This is a genomic window from Nitrincola nitratireducens (assembly GCF_000585235.1).
GTDB classification, from domain to species: Bacteria; Pseudomonadota; Gammaproteobacteria; order Pseudomonadales; family Balneatricaceae; genus Nitrincola; species Nitrincola alkalisediminis.
Map to the genome: position 1 here is coordinate 37646 of NZ_AONB01000023.1, position 18273 is coordinate 55918.

Annotated in this window: 16 protein-coding genes and 3 pseudogenes; 14 read left to right on the plus strand and 5 right to left on the minus strand. The window is 44.5% G+C overall.

All coding sequences use genetic code 11. The features are described from left to right. Window positions 1-10: 10 nt before the first annotated feature. The 9 genes and pseudogenes from flgF (at window position 11) to D791_RS16120 (ending at window position 10346) form a co-directional block, all read left to right on the plus strand. The gene (gene flgF, locus D791_RS16080) at window positions 11-754 is read left to right on the plus strand and encodes a flagellar basal-body rod protein FlgF (RefSeq protein WP_036513811.1); all 744 of its coding nucleotides are present in this window, start codon (window positions 11-13) and stop codon (window positions 752-754) included. A gap of 18 nt (window positions 755-772) precedes the next feature. Beyond that, window positions 773-1558, plus strand: coding sequence for a flagellar basal-body rod protein FlgG (gene flgG / locus D791_RS16085; protein WP_036513814.1), 786 nt, complete (start codon window positions 773-775; stop codon window positions 1556-1558). Between the two features lie 194 nt (window positions 1559-1752). Further along, window positions 1753-2264, plus strand: a pseudogene (locus D791_RS16090) (flagellar basal body L-ring protein FlgH). 22 nt (window positions 2265-2286) lie between these two features. Continuing rightward, window positions 2287-3372 (plus strand): flagellar basal body P-ring protein FlgI, encoded by a 1086-nt coding sequence (locus D791_RS16095; RefSeq protein WP_272944865.1) that lies wholly within the window; start codon window positions 2287-2289, stop codon window positions 3370-3372. A 1-nt stretch (window position 3373) separates the two neighbouring features. Then, window positions 3374-4444, plus strand: a complete 1071-nt coding sequence (gene flgJ, locus D791_RS16100; protein WP_036513819.1) for a flagellar assembly peptidoglycan hydrolase FlgJ — start codon at window positions 3374-3376, stop codon at window positions 4442-4444. A gap of 59 nt (window positions 4445-4503) precedes the next feature. Then, window positions 4504-6510: a flagellar hook-associated protein FlgK gene (gene flgK, locus D791_RS16105; protein ID WP_036513821.1), complete on the plus strand. Its 2007-nt coding sequence runs from the start codon at window positions 4504-4506 to the stop codon at window positions 6508-6510. A gap of 12 nt (window positions 6511-6522) precedes the next feature. Further along, window positions 6523-7785: a flagellar hook-associated protein FlgL gene (flgL, locus tag D791_RS16110; RefSeq protein WP_036513824.1), complete on the plus strand. Its 1263-nt coding sequence runs from the start codon at window positions 6523-6525 to the stop codon at window positions 7783-7785. Window positions 7786-7992: 207 nt separating this feature from the next. Next, entirely contained in the window at window positions 7993-8910 is a 918-nt protein-coding gene (locus tag D791_RS16115; RefSeq protein ID WP_157682411.1) for a PDC sensor domain-containing protein, read from the plus strand. Continuing rightward, complete coding sequence (locus D791_RS16120) at window positions 8907-10346, plus strand: putative bifunctional diguanylate cyclase/phosphodiesterase (protein WP_051514627.1); 1440 nt, start codon at window positions 8907-8909, stop codon at window positions 10344-10346. The genes D791_RS16115 and D791_RS16120 overlap by 4 nt, the downstream gene beginning before the upstream one ends. A 128-nt stretch (window positions 10347-10474) precedes the next feature. Here the strand turns inward: D791_RS16120 and D791_RS20105 are convergent, their stop codons facing one another. Together D791_RS20105 and D791_RS16125 are read right to left on the minus strand one after the other, a co-directional pair. Next, a complete protein-coding gene (locus tag D791_RS20105; RefSeq protein ID WP_157682412.1) occupies window positions 10475-10753 on the minus strand; it encodes a hypothetical protein in 279 nt (92 codons plus the stop codon). Window positions 10754-10812: 59 nt separating this feature from the next. Continuing rightward, a complete protein-coding gene (locus D791_RS16125) occupies window positions 10813-11295 on the minus strand; it encodes a hemerythrin domain-containing protein (RefSeq protein WP_036513830.1) in 483 nt (160 codons plus the stop codon). A 173-nt stretch (window positions 11296-11468) separates the two neighbouring features. On the opposite strand from D791_RS16125, the pseudogene ubiU reads away from it, so the two are divergent. Both ubiU and D791_RS16135 read left to right on the plus strand, forming a co-directional pair. Then, window positions 11469-12454, plus strand: a pseudogene (gene ubiU / locus D791_RS16130) (ubiquinone anaerobic biosynthesis protein UbiU). A gap of 29 nt (window positions 12455-12483) precedes the next feature. After that, entirely contained in the window at window positions 12484-13389 is a 906-nt protein-coding gene (locus D791_RS16135; RefSeq protein ID WP_036513833.1) for a U32 family peptidase, read from the plus strand. On the opposite strand, the gene ubiT is transcribed toward D791_RS16135, so the two are convergent. Together ubiT and D791_RS20115 are read right to left on the minus strand one after the other, a co-directional pair. Then, entirely contained in the window at window positions 13386-13595 is a 210-nt protein-coding gene (gene ubiT, locus D791_RS20110) for a ubiquinone anaerobic biosynthesis accessory factor UbiT (RefSeq protein ID WP_051514628.1), read from the minus strand. The two genes, D791_RS16135 and ubiT, sit on opposite strands and share 4 nt — an antisense overlap. A 14-nt stretch (window positions 13596-13609) precedes the next feature. Then, window positions 13610-13891 (minus strand): hypothetical protein, encoded by a 282-nt coding sequence (locus D791_RS20115; RefSeq protein ID WP_051514629.1) that lies wholly within the window; start codon window positions 13889-13891, stop codon window positions 13610-13612. A gap of 150 nt (window positions 13892-14041) precedes the next feature. Between D791_RS20115 and D791_RS16145 the strand changes: the two are divergent. The 3 genes and pseudogenes from D791_RS16145 (at window position 14042) to D791_RS16155 (ending at window position 16725) form a co-directional block, all read left to right on the plus strand. Beyond that, a pseudogene (locus tag D791_RS16145) lies at window positions 14042-15794 on the plus strand (ribonucleoside triphosphate reductase). Between the two features lies 1 nt (window position 15795). Beyond that, window positions 15796-15981 carry an anaerobic ribonucleoside-triphosphate reductase gene (gene nrdD / locus D791_RS21580; RefSeq protein WP_036513836.1) on the plus strand — a complete coding sequence of 62 codons (186 nt, stop codon included), beginning with the start codon at window positions 15796-15798 and terminating at the stop codon, window positions 15979-15981. Between the two features lie 33 nt (window positions 15982-16014). Further along, a complete protein-coding gene (locus D791_RS16155) occupies window positions 16015-16725 on the plus strand; it encodes an anaerobic ribonucleoside-triphosphate reductase activating protein (RefSeq protein ID WP_036513839.1) in 711 nt (236 codons plus the stop codon). 45 nt (window positions 16726-16770) lie between these two features. Here the strand turns inward: D791_RS16155 and D791_RS16160 are convergent, their stop codons facing one another. After that, window positions 16771-18267 (minus strand): MFS transporter, encoded by a 1497-nt coding sequence (locus D791_RS16160; protein ID WP_036513841.1) that lies wholly within the window; start codon window positions 18265-18267, stop codon window positions 16771-16773. Window positions 18268-18273 lie beyond the last annotated feature (6 nt).

Here is an 18273-nt window from a genome sequence, read left to right on the forward strand (position 1 = left end):
GGAGTAGACGATGGATAAGGTGCTGTTTTTGGCCATGACGGGGGCGCGAGAAAACATGAACGCGCAACAGATTCGGTCTAATAACCTTGCAAACGTTACCACGACTGGGTTTAAGCAAGATTTTGAGCAAGCCCGATCAATGCGTGTGTTTGGCGATGGCCACACGTCACGTGTCTATGCGATGGCCGAAACACCCGGCACCAACCGGGAATCAGGAACCTTGCAGCAAACAGGACGTGCACTCGATATTGCCATTATGGGTGAGGGATGGTTAGCCGTCCAAGGGCCGGATGGTAATGAAGCTTACACCCGCGCGGGTGCTCTGCAGATCAATGCCGCCAATCAATTAGTGACGGGCAATGGTTTGCCGATTATTGGTAATGGCGGTATTCCAATTTTCATTCCTGATTACCAAAGCATCGATATTGCCAATGATGGCTCAATTACCATCCGGCCACTTGGCGATAATGCAGCCGAGTTGGCTTTGGTCGATGTAATTAAAATGGTCCGTTTAGATCCTGCCAATTCGTTTAAAGGGCCAGATGGCTTGATGAGAACCGATGATCGTGTCCCGATCGCACCAGCTCTGGATTTGCAAATGCGCTCTGGCTATCTCGAGACCAGTAATGTGAATGCCATCGAAGAAATGACGTCCATCATCAGTTTATCTCGACAGTACGAAATTCAAATTAAGATGATGAAAACTGCAGAAGAAAACTCAAGCGCTTCGGCTCGCTTGCTGCAAATGAGCTAATTTTAGGAGTATACAGTTATGCACGGCGCGCTTCATGTAGCTAAAACCGGTTTGAGTGCACAAGACACCAACCTTCGCGTGATTTCGAATAACTTAGCGAACGTCAGTACGGTGGGCTTTAAAAAAGATCGCGCCGTTTTTGAGGATTTGCTTTATCAAGTCCGCCGTCAGCCAGGGGCTCAGAATGCCAATGATGCCCAGCTTCCTTCTGGATTGCAGCTAGGCCATGGTGTGCGGACAGTTAGTACGCAAAAAATGTTCGAAACGGGTGATTTGCAGATTACCGATCGTACCTTTGACTTGGCCATCAATGGTCGTGGATTTTTCCAAGTCGTCCAGCCCAATGGTGACATTGCCTACACCCGCAATGGTCAATTCCATTTAAATGCTGACAATCAGGTGGTCACGGCTGAAGGCTATGCGCTTGAACCTGCGATTGAGCTTCCCGGTGAAGTGGTCAGTTTCAGTGTAGGCGTTGATGGTCAGGTAACCGTAGTTGTTGCTGGAGACATTGCAGCACAAAACATTGGCCAGATTACACTCGCCGACTTCGTGAACCCGGAAGGGCTGTTGGCGGTGGGTCAAAACCTGTTCCAAGAAACGGCGGCCAGTGGCCCTGCGAACGTTCTGGTGGCCGGAGAGGATGGCGCAGGCATTATTAAACAAGGCATGCTTGAAGGTTCAAACGTCAATGCGGTTGAGGAGTTGGTCAATATGATTACCACTCAACGTGCCTATGAGATTAACTCAAAAGTAATTTCGACGGCAGATCAGATGCTATCGTTTGCAACTCAGCAGCTTTAAGGTTGAGTGACTTGAGGAGGGCGATAATGAAACATTTAACACGATTGGGTTTGGTCGTATCAGCCGCTTGGATGATGTCTGGCTGCGTGACAAAAGCTCCAAAGCCAGATAATCCATTCTACGCACCCATTCCCATGGCGTCATTGGAAACGCCAAAGCCGATCAATGGTGCGATTTACAATCCTTCTACAAGCATGAACCTGTATGGTGATGGTCGGGCTCATAGAGTCGGCGATATTTTGACCATCGATTTAACTGAGCGGACTCAGTCGTCTAAAAGCTCCAGTACGTCCTTGGATAAAAGTACAAATGTGAACGTAGCGGCCCCCACTATAATGGGGGAACCTTTGTCGGTATTTGGTCGTCCCTTGTCGGCGGGAATTGGTGGAAGCAGTGCGTTTGATGGTGACTCCTCCTCAGACATGAGTAACCGCCTCAGCGGCAATATTACGGTGTCTGTGCAAGAAATTTACCTAATGGGGTAATGTTGGTTCGAGGTGAGAAATGGTTAACCCTGAATCAAGGCGATGAATACATTCGTGTTAGTGGTTTGGTCCGGCCGCAAGACATTAAACCCGATAATACAATTGAATCGACTCGCTTAGCCGATGCACGCATTACCTACAGTGGCACGGGAGCGACGGCGGATGTTAATGTGATGGGTTGGCTTTCACGCTTTTTCATTAGTGCATTAATGCCTTTCTAAGGAGACGATGATGCGATTCATAATGATGCTGTGCTTGGTATTAAGCTTAAGTATTCAGGCAGCGATGGCGAATACCGCGCGTTTAAAAGATTTGGTATCCGTCTCCGGTGTGAGAAATAACCAATTGGTGGGCTATGGTCTTGTCGTCGGGTTAGACGGTACTGGAGATAAAACGAATTTCACCTCGCAAACCTTCCGTAATATGCTCAATAACTTTGGTGTTGCAATTCCGCCAAATATCAACCCTAACTCAAAAAATATAGCTGCTGTGGCGATTCATGCGGACTTGCCTCCTTTTGCAAAGCCCGGTCAGACCATTGATATCACCGTCTCTACCATTGGTGATGCCAAGAGCTTAAGGGGTGGATCCTTGTTAATGGCGCCTCTTAAAGGAGCCGATGGGCAAGTCTATGCAATTGCTCAGGGTAACCTAATTGTCGCAGGATTTGGCGCAGAAGGTCGAGACGGTTCACGTTTATCAGTGAATGTACCAAGCGTTGGTCGCATACCCAATGGAGCATCCGTTGAGCGTGAAGTGGCCAGTGGTTTTGGTCAGGGAGACAGTTTAACCCTCAATTTGCACAGTCCAGATTTTACAACGGCGCGTCGTGTCGCCGAGCAGATTAATGGATTATTAGGGCCTGATGTTGCCGCTGCGTTAGATTCAGCCTCTATCAGAGTCCGTGCACCACGAGATGCTTCGCAGCGTGTAACCTTCTTGTCGGTTCTTGAAAATTTACCGATTGAAACTGCACAAGAAACCGCTAAAGTGATTATTAACTCACGTACAGGTACAATTGTAATCGGTCAACATGTTCGCGTGTCGCCAGTAGCCATTACACATGGCGGTCTCACCGTGACCATTACGGAAGAGTTTGATGTCGATCAGCCAGATCCCTTGGCACGTGGGCGCACTGTTGTGACACCTCGCTCAGGCATTGAAATTGATGAAGGTTCTGGTCGGATGTTTGAGTTTGCACCGGGTGCATCTTTACAGGACATCGTGGAAGCGGTTAATAATGTTGGCGCAGCGCCCGGTGACTTAATGGCAATTCTTGAAGCCCTCAAACAAGCGGGCGCTTTAAGAGCAGAATTAGTGGTTATTTAAAATGGATAGCAGCAAGCCTCTTCAAGCGCAATCGCCTCAGTTTTACACCGAGCTGAATCAGCTGAATGATTTACGTCGTAAGGCCAACGGAGATAAAGAGGCGGCGCTTAAAGAGGTGGCACAACAGTTCGAGCAAATCTTTTTAAGCATGATGCTGAAAAGTATGCGCGATGCGAATGAAAGCTTTGCTCAAGATAATCCGTTTAATGGCAACAACACGCGTTTTTACCAAGATATGTATGACCAGCAAATGACGCTGGATCTGTCTCAAAATAGCCGTTTAGGCTTGGCGGAAATTATGGTGCGTCAGCTGAGTCAAGTCGGCGATTTGCGCAATCAGAAAGACGATGATGACGAGTCACGTACTCAGATGAAAACCGATACTGAGCGTATGTTAAACACCGCCGTCGATGCGACGGCACGTTTAGCGGCATCGGCCGTCTTGGGTAAAGCCCATACGCAAGCAAGTTCAAGTGCTGCATCTTCTGAATCCGCGAAAAGCGTTAAGGACGTTGACTCAGCCACTGCGAGTAAAGCCTCTAAAACAAATGGGCCAGTTGAAAACCTCCCTGAGCGCTTTAATTCTCCAGATGAGTTCGTTTCAGCACTCTTGCCCTTAGCCGAAAATGTTGCGCAGGAGCTGGGAGTTGATCCAAAAGTACTGCTAGCGCAAGCGGCGTTAGAGACAGGTTGGGGACGGTTCGTGATTGAAGGCAGTCATAATCTATTCAATATTAAAGCAGATCGCCGTTGGGATGGGGATAGGGTGTCAGTCTCGACCCTAGAATATCGCCAAGGCCAAGCACAACGTGAAATGGCGTCGTTTAGGTCCTATGCTAACTATGAAGAAAGCTTTAGGGATTATGTGGATTTTTTAAAAACCAATCCCCGTTATCAACAGGCGTTGCAAAATACCTCTAATCCTTCAGCGTATCTGCGCGAATTGCAGGCAGCGGGGTATGCAACAGATCCTGCATATGCGAAGAAAATTGAACAAATATATACCGGCAGTGTGATGGCAAGAGTCAATATTGATACTCAAGAAGCTGAGTATTGGCCGATATATTTATAAGGGTATGGACGGAAGCAGTACCTCACGTGTTTGAGCTGTAATTCCATCAGGAGTCGAAAATGTCATCTAACTTGTTAAATCTGGGCTTGCAGAGTATCAGAGCCAATCAGTCCGCGCTGTCGGTCATTGGTCAGAACATTGCCAACGTGAATACTCCTGGCTATAACCGTCAAGTGACCAACCAATCCACCCGTGATAATCAAATGGGTGTGCAGGTTACGGATATACAACGAATTACAGATCAGTTTTTAACGCGTCAATTGTGGTCTGATACATCATCAGCCTCTTATGCTCAAACCTTTACACTTCTAGCGGATGAAATCGATAACCGTTTGGCGAGCAGTACCAGCAGTGTATCAACGGCGTTGGACAACTATTTTAAAGCCATGCAAAACGTTGTGGATGACCCGATTTCGTTACCGAACCGTGAAGTTTTCTTGGCCGAAGCCCGTGGTCTAACGCAGCGCTTCAGTGAATTAAGCGCCTCTTTAACTCGCCAGAGCCAGACCATCAACGATCAACTGGTTGTGTACTCTCAGGAAGTGTCTTCCATAGCGGCAAATATTGCGGATATGAATGAAAAGATACGTTTAGCGAATGCTGCAAACCGCCCATCGAATGAGTTGAAAGACCAGCGTGATGAAATGGTTGTGAAATTATCGGAATATTTGGATGTATCTGTTGTTGAGCAAGGACGAGATCAGTACAGCATTTTTATTGGCAATGGCTTACCCTTAGTGGTCGATAACAGTGCTAATGTGTTGACGGCTACACGAGGCGATCCAAGTGCCGATCAATATCAACTCAGTTTATTGATTGCAGGTCGCCCTGCGGACTTATCAAATCAAATTAGCCGAGGCAAGCTAGGTGGATTAACCGAATACCGTGAAAAAATCCTTGAGCCGGCTCAGCAAGAGTTAGGACGGATTGCTATCTTGGTCGCCGGTTCTATGAATGATCAGCACAAGATGGGTATGGATCTTGATGGTCGGCTTGGTGGTAATTTATTTCGAGACATTAACGACGCAGCGTTAACTCAGCAGCGCATTAGTCCAAAACGGACCAATGACAGCACTCTGTCGGCTGGAAGTGTTGTCATAACGGATGCAACCAAGCTTAAAGCCAGTGATTACACCCTAGTTGTGGGCTTGGATGCCGTGGCGACCGTTAAGCGTGAGTCCGATGGACGCGTATTTTCACTCAGTGATATGACCAGTGTTGCCTCTCCTTCCGATGTAACCGAGGGTAGTTATTACATCGATGCCAATTCTGAAACCTTAGTTGTGGCACTGGACGGATTTAGAGTCAGCTTAAATACCACGACGCCCATGCGTCCGGGCGATACCTTCTTGATTCAACCCGTGGCAACAGGCGCCAGTGATATTCGAACCGAATTAACAAGTGGCCGTCAACTGGCTTTGGCTTCGCCGATTCGTGTAGAAGCACCCCAGGACAATACGGGAACAGGCGTAGCATCCGTCGAAATTACAGATATAAATGCGACGAGTTTTTCGGTAAGCAAACGCTTACAACCGCCAGTTGAAGTACGTTTTTCGAATACCGATCCTCTGACGTTCAGTGTGTTTGATATGTCCAATCCAAATAGTCCACAAGCATTGGATTTGGGAAATGGACCCATGGTTGGCCAGACGTTTACTCCCGGTGTGGTGATTGAACTGGATGGTTACAATGTGCGGATCAATAATCAGCCTAAGGCTGGTGATCGTTTTTCATTTGACTACAATACCGACGGTGTTTCGGATAACCGTAATGCATTGTTGATGTCGGGTTTGCAGCAGAAAGGAATGATTAATACACAATCCTTTCAAGATATATATGGAAGCATGGTCTCCAAAGTAGGCACTGAAACCTCAGTCGCTCAGATTAACTTCCGCTCGAGTCGTTCAGTGTTGGAGTCAACGATGAATGCCCGTGCAAGTGTGTCCGGCGTAAACCTGGATGAGGAAGCGGCGAAGTTGATACAGTATCAGCAAGCCTACCAAGCCTCAGCTCAGTTGATTCGTGCTTCTCAGACCCTGTTTGACTCATTGCTAAGCGTTGTGTAATAGGAGCCTATCATGCGTATTGCCACTCAACAACAGTTCTCCAATGCAATTAACAATATGCAGCGCAACCAGCAAACACTGTCGAAGACTCAGGAGCAAATTTCGGCGGCTAAGCGTGTGCTTAAGCCATCTGATGATCCAGTTGCAGCCGCGCAAATTGCAAAGCTTGAGCGTGAGTTGGCTCAGTACGATAAATTTAAAACCAACATTGATGTGACGCGAAGACGGCTTGAGCTTGAAGAGACAATCCTGACCGATATTAATGTTGCGCTGGACCGTATGCGTGAACTCACCATTCAAGCAGGTAACGCTACCTTAAGTGACAGTGATCGAGTCACGATAGCGAAAGAGCTGAGGGAAATGGCCAGTTATTCGGCAAGTTTGATGAACACCAAAGACTCGCAAGGTGAATATTTGTTTTCAGGCAGTAAAGGCCTGACGAAACCCTACGAGCTGATGCCGGATGGTCGTTATCAATTTAATGGCGATGGTGGCCAGCGAATGATACAGGTCTCCAGTGATTTGTTGGTACCCTCGAATGATTCAGGCGAGTTATTATTCGAAGCCGTTGGTCGTCGATTGGTGGTGAATCCTGAAGGCGAGGCCAGAGACATGGTGGCCTCTGTGAGCTTTGATAGTAAGGCGGACGAGGATCGTTTTAGAAGCTTCAGCGCAGGCCTGCGTGATTTACAATTGTCGCTAGAGCTGACAGCGGATGCACCTGCGAATGAATATGCCTATCGCCTTCGCGACAGTGGCGGCAATTTGATTGCCGAAGTGGATAATCTGTCTGATGGCGATTTTCCGGTTGAAATAGAGCTTGAGGGCTTAAAGATTGCGTTGCAGCAGCCAACCCCTGCTTTAAATCTAGCGACCAATCCTCAGGCAGACGTCGTATTGAACATCCGCAGTGAGCAAAAAAGTTTGATTGATGTTGCATTGGATTTTGCGGAAATACTGGAGCGTCCTAAAACACCGGAGAATGCTAAAGAGCTCGAAGAGATGACGGCGAAAACGCTAGCTGATTTTGTGACGGCGGCTGAGCGCAATCTTGAAGTTCGGACCGCATTAGGTGCACGTCAAAATGCATTGGATCGAGTTGAGTCTTCAAATGAAGAGTTTACACTTTTCACCAAAACGACCTTATCAAGTATACAAGACCTTGATTATGCGACTGCGATTACTGAGTTTAAAATGGCCGAAGTAACCTTACAAGCAGCACAAGCCACCTTTGCTCGTGTGCAAAATCTCAGCTTATTTGACTACCTACGTTAACGAAACGTATAGATGAGTCTGATTGATGAGTTTCGTGCCATTGAAAGTCTCGTTAGGATTGTTTGAAAAGGCTGATTTGACAAATGCGCAATCACGGCATATCTTTCGATAGAGCTTTGAATTGATAGCAAAATCGCGCAGGTGTTGAATTTTAAATATGACGTTTGATGGATGAGTCAAACGCCTTTCAGCCGAGGGTCTCCAGCATTGATCAGGTCACTACGAAACCGTCTCTCATTGCTGGTTGGCCTGATTACCTTACCTGGCTATGTTGCAATTACGGCTGACATGTTGGAGAGTCGGCAACAAGCACTCCACTCACTTAAGCAACAAGTTGAGATGACCGCAAAAGATGTTGCAGGACTACAATCTAAGATACTCTCCGACACTGAAACCTACCTGACGTACCTTGTTAAACTCCCCGAATTGCAAGACCCTGTTGAACCTGTTTGCGGTGAGTTTTTATCCAAGATCGTGAAGCTTAACCCCTTGTATGTGAATATTGGTGTTCCGCTAGCCAATGGTGATCTCCTGTGTAACGCACACCCCTTGAATCGCTCGGTCAATGTTTTTGATCGCCCCTATTTCCAAGAAGCACTGACCCATCGAAGGTTCTCAATTGGTACCTACCAGCTTGATCGTGCGGCCAATACCACAAGCATTAACTTTGGTTACCCGGTGATCGATGCAGTCACTGATGAGGTTAGAGCCGTTGCTGTCGCTGTTGTTTCACTGGCATGGTGGACACAGTATCTTGAATCCAGCAATTTGCCAGAGTTGAGTACGGCATTTATCATCGATAGTTTAAACACATTGGTTGCCAATTACCCTGCCGATCCAGACGCATTGGGTCGCTTGATTGCTCAGTCCAATGGCTATAATCAAGCCGAGGTCTTGTTAGGAGACGATGGCATCCGGAGGATGAAGTATACGCTCCCATTACTGCATAATATTGGTCATGAATCGTTTTCGTTGACGATCGGTGTCCCAACAGATGCCGTGCTCAATCGAATCAATCAGCGTTTCTACATTTCATTGCTGTCGTTTTCCTTGGTGATGCTTGGGCTGTTCTGGATTACATCTCAAGTCCTAAAACGTGGGGTTTTACAACCCATCGAGCGTTGACCGCCGCGAGTCGCAAGTTACAGCGTGGTATTTTTGAGCGTGATAGAGCGAATGAAGGTGTCATTGAACTGGTTCAACTGAAGCGGCAGTTCGAACAGATGGCAGAAACACGTCTTGAAGCTGAACGTCAGATTTGGATTCAGGCCAATAATGACTCTCTCACTGCATTACCTAACCGCTATTTACTTAACTATCAGCTTTCTGAAGCCATCGATCGTGCAAAGCAAGGGGGTACACACCTGAATTTGCTGCTGCTGGATCTGGATAACTTCAAGGATATTAATGATACGCTTGGCCATGAAACGGGCGACAAGGTTTTGTGTGAAGTCGCCGGAAGGCTGAAAGGAGTGGTTAAGCCGCCTGATCTTCTGGCTCGGCTAGGGGATGATGAGTTTACACTCGTGCTGACAGGCCATGACTATGCTGTTTCGCTTGACGACTTTTGCCACCAGATATTGAAGCTGCTGGCAGAGCCGATTCACGTCCATGAGCACCGCCTTTTTGTAACCACAAGTATTGGAATTGCCACTTACCCTGCAGACGCAGGTTGTGTTGAAGAACTCCTTAAGTCGGCTGATCAGGCAATGTTTACCGCCAAGCGAGATGGACGCAATCGGCATAGATACTTTGATCCGGCGATGCGAGAAGCCATACTGCATAAGCGTGAGTTGATTGCCGATCTACGTGATGCGATTGAAACCGAGTTGATTGTCTATTATCAGCCCATCTTTGACTGTCAATTGCAGCGTATCACTAAAGCTGAAGCCTTGGTTCGGTGGCTACATCCTGAAAAAGGCCTGATCAGTCCAGCAGAATTTATTCCTCTTGCCGAAGAATGCGGATTGATTATTGCGATTGGCCAACGTGTGTTTGATCAAGTGTGTCAGGATCTACCCGCCTTAAAATGCGCATACGATGATGGGTTTCAAGTCAGTATTAATGTTTCCCCGATACAGTTTGCACATGAGGAAACACAGCTGACGCAGTGGGTTCATCTGCTTAATGCGCATAATCTGTCCTGCAATGATATCATTGTTGAGATTACTGAAGGTGTGATGCTAGATCCAAATTGTGAAACCATCAAAAAACTGATGGTGTTTCGAGATCATGGTATGCATGTGGCACTGGATGATTTTGGAACTGGTTATTCGTCGCTTGCCTATATTTATCAATATGATATTGACTACTTCAAAATTGATCAGTGTTTTATCTCGACCCTCAAAGTCGGCTCAGATACATTGGCGCTTTGCGAAGCGATGGTGCTGATGGCCCACAAGTTGGGTATTCAAGTCATTGCGGAAGGAGTCGAAACAACCGAGCAGGCTGAGCTCATTTCAGAGATAGGCTGTGATTTCATTCAAGGCTATTTGATATCCAAACCACAGCCTTTGTCAGTGCTTGTTTCAGATCGAAAGGGGGTTGCTTGCTCTTCTTGAAAGCTGAAGTAAATAAAGAAAGCACAATCGTGTTAGCTTTGACAGGTATAGGAGAGTGGAGAAAAAATATTACGAGTTTATGAAAAATACAGTGTGTTTGGTGATCTGACTTTGCCAGTCTCTGCAGATTAAACGATTATTCCATTTTTTTTGAGTACGTTATATATTTTTTTGCTTGTCTTGGCTAATCTGCTTACATCACCTAGTTTTATTTCACCTTCACTTCTTAGTACTGACTCCCAATGTAAAACTTCAGTGTCTAAATAATCAATAAGCTTTTTTGAACAGCCATGACAAACTCCCGTGCATAGTACTGAAATAGGAATATCAAAAGGGATAGTTTCCCTAATTTGATGAGTTAGAAGTTGCATGGCTTCATTGCATGATGGTTTTGATGTTTTTTTCATAAAAAAGCTTGTGCAACGCTGACTGGCACGCTACACAAGAAATCCACATGGAGAATATTTTAATAGTTGAATAAAATAGAGTTTTCTAGTGCTATATGTTCAACTAGATCTTTGTATAGTTCTTGAATTCCTTCGTAAAGCTTTAACCAGATTTGGCAGGCATCTTTAGGTAAACTGAGTTCATGCGTTAATAGTAGAAGAGTGTCTAATGATTCATTATGTTGTTCATGCTCGTACATCATCATTCGTATTGTAGCGAGTGCCATATCTTTCCACCCAGACCGAATCATTGGGAAAAGAATATTTTCTTCTTTTAACATATGGCTTATAAGGTCCTGCTCCATACATTTTAGATGTTGCGTTAATCCAGTTGGGCAAAGTGGATGTTTAGCATGTACGACCTCTACTCTTTCCGACAAAGCGATCAGTTGTACTAATTGCAATCTGTGTTTTTCATGATATCTAACTAAGATATGATCAATTAAATTCGAGTCAGGTATTTTCTGCCATTTTTGGATTAACTCAGTTACCAAAGGATGCATGTGACTATCTCGGTTTTAGATTTTATTTATTTTCAATTTGATGGGTCGATTAGTAAATACCTATTACGAGGTACGACCTTAAACTGAGTTTAATAATGATAAAATTGATATTTATCAAATTATAAATTTAAGTGAATGTTATATTAAATCTATTTTAAAATAGAGATCAAAGTATGGATTTAGTCTGTCCAGCAGGTAGTTTGCCTGCATTGAAAAAAGCGGTAGATCAAGGTGCAAATGCAGTCTATTTTGGGTTTAAAAACTCGACAAATGCTCGACAGTTCTCCGGTTTGAACTTTAATTTGGCGAGGGCAAAAGAAGGTGTCCATTATGCACATCAAAGAGGTTGTAAAGTATTTTGTGCAATTAATACCTATCCACAACCCTGTGGGTGGAAGCAATGGACTGAGGCAGTAGATGATGCCGCGAGTCTTAACGTGGATGCTTTTATCTTAGCGGATATAGGTTTGCTAGAATATGCAGCACAACACTACCCGAACGTTGCACGGCATCTATCGGTACAGGGATCTGCCACCTCCTATGAAGCCTTGGCCTTTTATGAGAAAGAGTTTGGAATTCGGAGAGCTGTTTTGCCTAGAGTACTCTCATTATCACAAATTAATGACCTTGCTAAAAATAGCCCAGTTGAGTTGGAAGTATTTGCTTTTGGTAGCCTGTGTATTATGGTGGAAGGTCGTTGCTATTTGTCATCCTATCTAACGGATGAGTCTCCAAATATTAGTGGCGCTTGCTCACCTGCCAAGTCTGTTCGTTGGCAAGAAACGCATAATGGACTGGAGTCTCGCTTAAATGGAGTGTTAATAGATCGTTTTGCTTGCGATGAAAAATCAGGTTACCCAACCTATGTAAGGGGCGTTTTAAAGTGGGTAACTCGACTTACCACGCAATTGAAGAACCTGCCAGCTTGAGTACATTGGATTTGTTACCTAAGCTTGCGGAAATAGGCATTGTGGCCGTTAAAATTGAAGGGCGACAACGCAGTCCTGTATATGTTGAAAAAGTAACCTCTATTTGGCGTCAAGCAATCAATGCATTGCAAGATTCCTCTTGCCCTACATTGGGTTTATCCAATCAACTCTCGGATTTATCTGAAGGTAGTTTAACTACGTTGGGTGCTTATCATCGTAAGTGGAAGTAGTCTTTTTCATTTTTTAAGAGAATCGTTCTATGAAATTATCTATGGGGCCCATTCCCTTTTACTGGTTACCGAGTCGAGTAAAATCTTTTTATAACTCTCTAGCAGCATGGCCAATTGATATTGTCTATCTTGGCGAAACTGTCTGTTCAAGGCGTCGTGATTTAAAACTTGAGGATTGGCTTGAAATAGCGAATATGTTAAGTGAAGCAGGAAAAGAGGTTGTTTTGTCGAGCCAAACATTGATTGAGTCCGAAGGGGATTTAAGGCGGTTAAGAAAGTTAATAGCAGCGGTTAACGTGCAACCAAGTTTCAAAGTTGAAGCAAATGATCAAAGTGCTATTCATCTTTTGGCAGAACTGGAAATGCCTTTTGTAACCGGTCACTCAATCAATATTTATAATGCACAAACATTGAGGTTTTTATACCAGCGTGGTCTTAAACGTTGGTGTTTTCCAGTTGAGCTTTCACGTACAACCTTAGAATCAATGCTTAAGAGTACAGAGGCTTATCAAATGGATATTGAAACAGAAGTTTTGGTTTATGGGCCTATTCCTCTTGCTTGGTCAGCGCGATGCTTTACCGCTCGTTATCATGATTACCCCAAAGACAATTGCCAATTCGTATGTCAAAAATATGAAGAAGGCCTCGTCGTCTCGACGCAGGAGGATCAGCAGGTATTTGTCTTGAATGGTGTGCAAACCTTATCTGGACAGTGTTTAAACCTAGCCGATCAGATGGCTGTTATAGAGGATATGGGGGTAAGTATTGTTCGCTTAAATCCTAGCCACTACGCAATGTTCGAAGTCGTTGAACGTTTTGATCAAATCCGAACAGGAAGAGCTTCAAAATCGGATCCTCTAACGCTGACCAACCTTGATCATTGTAATGGGTATTGGTTTGGTCAGCCAGGTATGAGTTTTTCTGTAGACCCCTAGTGTTTTGAAAAGACGTTGGCCTGCTGAAGCGTAGGTTTTTTGGAGTAAAAGGTACGGACTAGGTTCAATAAAAACGACAATTTGTGCTCTTTCCACTCTAAGCTATCCAAGAGGTTTTTGATGCCAAGCCCTAATTCCGTATCCCCTTCAATGCTTAATTGACGCTGAAAAAATAAACTATCGGGATCTTCCGTTCGTTTAGCCAATTTTACAAAACTCGCTAGGTTCCTGAAATAACAACGTCGCCATCATGATCGACAACCTGTAGTACCTGGTTATGCAGACTGAGTGTCACGCGTAAAGCGATATCCGTCACATAGAGTGTGATGTATCGGCTTTCCAGTATTTGAAATTCATTTTCACATAAGTGTTGGTCAAAAATTGAGTTTAAAGGTATCTCAATCAAAGGGCGCTTGATGAAGAGTGGCATGTTTGCATTGAGTGTATTGAATAGATGCATGGAAGCAGAAACAAAGAGGGGTGAGAAAATGGCACGTTTCATCAGGGTGGACTCCGCTTGATATAAACATTCATTTTAATGGCTTAGTTCTCGCAGTTTCATGACAAATATCAAGATAGTTTTTTCATATATGTCTAAGATATGTCTATATATAGTATTTGCTTTAATAAATAACACAATATATGGTGTTTTATGACGATTGAATTGGAAGGGCGATTGGCTAAAGCTGAAGTGAATGTCCGTAAAACGATGGATGAATACTTACGTCGGGAAGATTGGCGAATCAATGCCAATGCGAATCAAGGTTATTCTCTCGGTGGGATGGTATTGAACGTCGCGGGAAAGGTGATTGCAAATTATTGGCTTGACGAAATTTATACGCCAGACATTGGTGAAGCACATCGTAAGGGTGATTTTCATATCCATGATCTTGATATGCTGTCGGGTTACTGCGCAGGTTGGTCATTAAGGCAACTGCTTTTCGAAGGCTTTAATGGAGTGGCTGGACGTGCAGAAAGCCGTCCTCCAAAACACCTGTCGAGTGCTTTAGGTCAGATGGTGAACTTCTTAGGGACGTTGCAAAATGAGTGGGCCGGTGCTCAAGCATTTAGCTCATTTGATACGTATTTAGCCCCTTACATTCGTGTAGATGATCTCTGTTACGATGATGTTAAGCAATTGCTACAAGAGTTTATCTATAATTTAAATGTTCCCTCTCGTTGGGGAACACAAACCCCGTTCACAAATTTAACGTTTGACTGGGTGTGCCCAGAAGACCTTCAAGATCAAGTACCCGTGATTGCGGGTATTGAGCAACCTTTTACCTACGGCGACCTGCAGGTCGAAATGGATATGCTCAATCGTGCTTATCTAGAGGTAATGCAGGAGGGTGATGCTTGTGGACGAATTTTCACTTTTCCAATACCCACTTATAATATTACGCCAGCTTTTAATTGGGACAGTGAAAATGCAACCCGATTGTTTGAGCTTACGGCTAAGTATGGGCTGCCGTATTTTCAAAACTTCCTAAGCTCCGATTTGCAACCGCATATGGTGAGATCCATGTGTTGCCGTTTGCAATTGGATGTTCGTGAGTTACTTAAACGAGGAAATGGCTTGTTTGGCTCAGCCGAACAAACAGGATCAATTGGTGTGGTCACCATTAATTGTGCAAGGCTAGGTTATCTGTATAAAGGTCGTTGGCCTGACTTACTGCAGGCATTGGATCGTTTATTGGATTTAGCCAAGCAGAGTCTGGAAATTAAACGCCTGGCTGTTCAAGAGTGGATGGATAACGGACTCTATCCTTACACTAAACGTTACCTGGGGTCTTTACGAAATCACTTTTCGACTATAGGCGTGAACGGTATTAATGAAATGTTACGCAATTTTAGTGGAGACACACATTCCTTAGTGGATGCAGAAGGGCGCTCTTTAGCCCTGAGTCTTTTAGACCATATTCGTACAAAAATGCAAGATTTCCAAGCCGAAACAGGGCATCTGTATAACCTTGAGGCGACCCCCGCCGAGTACAACCTATCGCTTTGCTAAGGTCGATAAGAAAAGGTATCCCGATATTCTTCAAGCTGGAACATCAGAAAAACCCTACTATACCAACTCGAGTCAGCTCCCTGTTGGTTACACAGACGATCCATTTGAAGCCTTACTGTTACAGGATGAGCTTCAAAGTAAGTATACGGGTGGCACGGTTTTGCACTTGTATATGCGTGAGCGATTAAGCAGTGCTGATGCATGCAAGCATTTGGTGAAAGCATCTTTGACACGTTTCCGTTTACCCTACTTAACGATCACGCCCACTTTTTCAATTTGCCCGGTACATGGTTACTTAGCGGGTGAGCATGAGTTTTGTCCCAAATGTGATGAAATTCTACTTAATAAAAAGAGACAGCAGCATTCCGCTGTATTCACTAGTAAGGAAAATTAATATGAACACACCCGATATGAAGAGTCCTAAGCATTTATTAGAAGCACAAGAGCGTCAGCCCTGTGAGGTTTGGACGCGAGTGATGGGATACCATCGACCGGTTAGCCATTTTAATCATGGTAAACAGTCTGAACACTATGAAAGAAAGCATTTCATCGAGTATCAAACATTCTCTGCATCTAAGTAGCACTTCTAAGTAATAGGCCTGAGGGTAAGACATATGTATAAACATTTACAAATTGCAGGCTTAACACCCCTGAGTACAGTGGATTACCCTCATTTATTGGCTTCTGTTATCTATACTCAGGGCTGTCCGCTTCGTTGTGGTTATTGCCATAATCCTCATCTGATTCCTGCTAAAAAAACCTTGGAAGAGCTGAGTTGGGAGAGCGTGATGGATTTTTTAAAGCAACGAGTGGGCTTTTTACAAGGAGTTGTTTTTAGTGGAGGAGAGCCGACGTTACAGGGCGATTTGCCTCATGCTGTGTGTGAGGTAAGGCGTTTGGGCTTTAAGTTAGGTTTGCACACATCAGGAGTTTACCCAAAAAAATTGATTCATCTAATGCCGTATTTAGATTGGGTTGGCTTGGATGTAAAAGCTTTGCCAGAGCATTACGATAGAGTGTGTGGTCGAAGGGGGCAAGCCTACAGAGTTGATGAAAGTCTATCGATTCTTCAGTCATCAGGGTGTGCCTACGAGGTTCGGATTACAGCTCATCCTTTAGATTGTGATGAAGAAATGTTGAGACGGCTCATTGAACGTGTATCCAGATTAGGTGTTCAAGTCTGTGTGATTCAAGTGGCCAGAGGAGGACAAACGCTTAATAGAGCTTATAGCCAAATAAAGTCTCCGTTTGATATGAATCTTCTTTATCAGATTGTAGATGAGCTTAAAGTGAACTTTCAAAGCTTATCGATACGTGAAGGGTAGATTGAGCAACAGTCTCAATCTACCCAATTTAATTATCCATTACGCCTATTTACTCGGGTGTAAAGCCGCATTTTGTTCTTCAATTTGTCGGTCTACTGATGAGACATAGTACTCATCATCAAAAGCGCCTTCGGGTTCTTTTAGCCAGATTAAACAGACTAACCAGCTGAGAAACGCACCTGTAGCAATAATATAGAAAAACTGGGTAGGGGTAACAAACGTAAATATTGTTAGATAAACAACCGCGCCAACATTACCATACGCGCCTGCCATCCCGGAAATTTGGCCAGTGAGACGACGCTTTATAGAGGGAATAATTCCAAAGGTTGCACCTTCCGCACCTTGAACAAAAATGGATGTGAAAATGGTAATAGCGATAGCCACAATTAATGGCCAAGATGCGTTTAACATGCCCATTAGAACAAAGCCGATTCCTATGCCAAACATGTAGCAGAGCATTACGAATCGCCTGTTACCCATCCGGTCAGATACCATGCCACCCATGGGGCGAGCAACTAAGTTCACAAAGGCAAAAGAAGCGGCAATCAGTCCGGCAGCTGCGGCGGTTAATCCCCAAGTTTGCTCAAAAAACATGGGCAACATCGATACCACTGCAAGCTCTGCACCAAAGTTTGCAAAATAGGTGGTGTTTAAGGCTGCAACACTATTAAAAGAATACTTATCATCCTCGGGTACACCTTTCTTAAGGATCGGAACGTTTACTCTGAGTATTTGAATAATTTGATAAATAACTATTGCTACAATCACTAGATAAGCAATGATTGCTCCTGTTGCGGATAAGTATCCCATCACTTCGATACGCCAAACGAGAATGGCTAACACGCCGACAAGAGGGATAGTCCATAGAATCAGCTTGATCATATCTCCCCAAGTGCTGACTTCTAGAGCGGCTGATTTCCGTGGCTTTCTGTGTGCTTTTTGGTCCGGTCCATCGGTGATTGCAAACCAGTAGTACACACCATATGCTGCCATCACGACTGCACTTTGTGCAATCGCCCATCGCCAACCATCATCACCACCGTACATAGTCAAGGCAATGGTAGGCAGTGACATAGCTGCAGCCGCCGAGCCAAAATTACCCCAGCCAGCGTAAAAACCTTCGGCAAAGCCAATGTCTTTCGGTTTAAACCATAATGCAGTCATATGAATACCCACCACAAAACTGGCACCGATTGAGCTCAAAATGAGTCGTGATACGAGTAATTGAGTCATGGTATTACCAAATGCAAAGACTAACGCTGGAATAGACATAACGACCATTAGAATTGAAAAAACGCGCCGAGGTCCAAAGCGATCTAATGCCATACCCACTAGAATCCGTGCCGGTATTGTTAAGGCAACATTGCAAATAGCAAAGAGCTTTAGGTCATCAGTGGTTAACCAGTCAACACTTTTAAGCATACTGGATGCTAAAGGGGCCATGTTAAACCAAACATAGAAGGTAATAAAAAATGCAATCCAAGTGAGATGTAAGGCTCGAACCTCTGGATTTTTGAATTTAAAAACTGAGGAAACTTTCATGATTAG

Coding starts and splice junctions, on each gene's coding strand:
- flgF (WP_036513811.1), top strand. CDS start 11: ATGGATAAGGTGCTGTTTTTGGCCATGACGGGGGCGCGAGAAAACATG.
- flgG (WP_036513814.1), top strand. CDS start 773: ATGCACGGCGCGCTTCATGTAGCTAAAACCGGTTTGAGTGCACAAGAC.
- D791_RS16095 (WP_272944865.1), top strand. CDS start 2,287: ATGATGCTGTGCTTGGTATTAAGCTTAAGTATTCAGGCAGCGATGGCG.
- flgJ (WP_036513819.1), top strand. CDS start 3,374: ATGGATAGCAGCAAGCCTCTTCAAGCGCAATCGCCTCAGTTTTACACC.
- flgK (WP_036513821.1), top strand. CDS start 4,504: ATGTCATCTAACTTGTTAAATCTGGGCTTGCAGAGTATCAGAGCCAAT.
- flgL (WP_036513824.1), top strand. CDS start 6,523: ATGCGTATTGCCACTCAACAACAGTTCTCCAATGCAATTAACAATATG.
- D791_RS20105 (WP_157682412.1), bottom strand. CDS start 10,753: ATGAAAAAAACATCAAAACCATCATGCAATGAAGCCATGCAACTTCTA.
- D791_RS16125 (WP_036513830.1), bottom strand. CDS start 11,295: ATGCATCCTTTGGTAACTGAGTTAATCCAAAAATGGCAGAAAATACCT.
- D791_RS16135 (WP_036513833.1), top strand. CDS start 12,484: ATGAAATTATCTATGGGGCCCATTCCCTTTTACTGGTTACCGAGTCGA.
- D791_RS20115 (WP_051514629.1), bottom strand. CDS start 13,891: ATGAAACGTGCCATTTTCTCACCCCTCTTTGTTTCTGCTTCCATGCAT.
- nrdD (WP_036513836.1), top strand. CDS start 15,796: ATGAACACACCCGATATGAAGAGTCCTAAGCATTTATTAGAAGCACAA.
- D791_RS16155 (WP_036513839.1), top strand. CDS start 16,015: ATGTATAAACATTTACAAATTGCAGGCTTAACACCCCTGAGTACAGTG.
- D791_RS16160 (WP_036513841.1), bottom strand. CDS start 18,267: ATGAAAGTTTCCTCAGTTTTTAAATTCAAAAATCCAGAGGTTCGAGCC.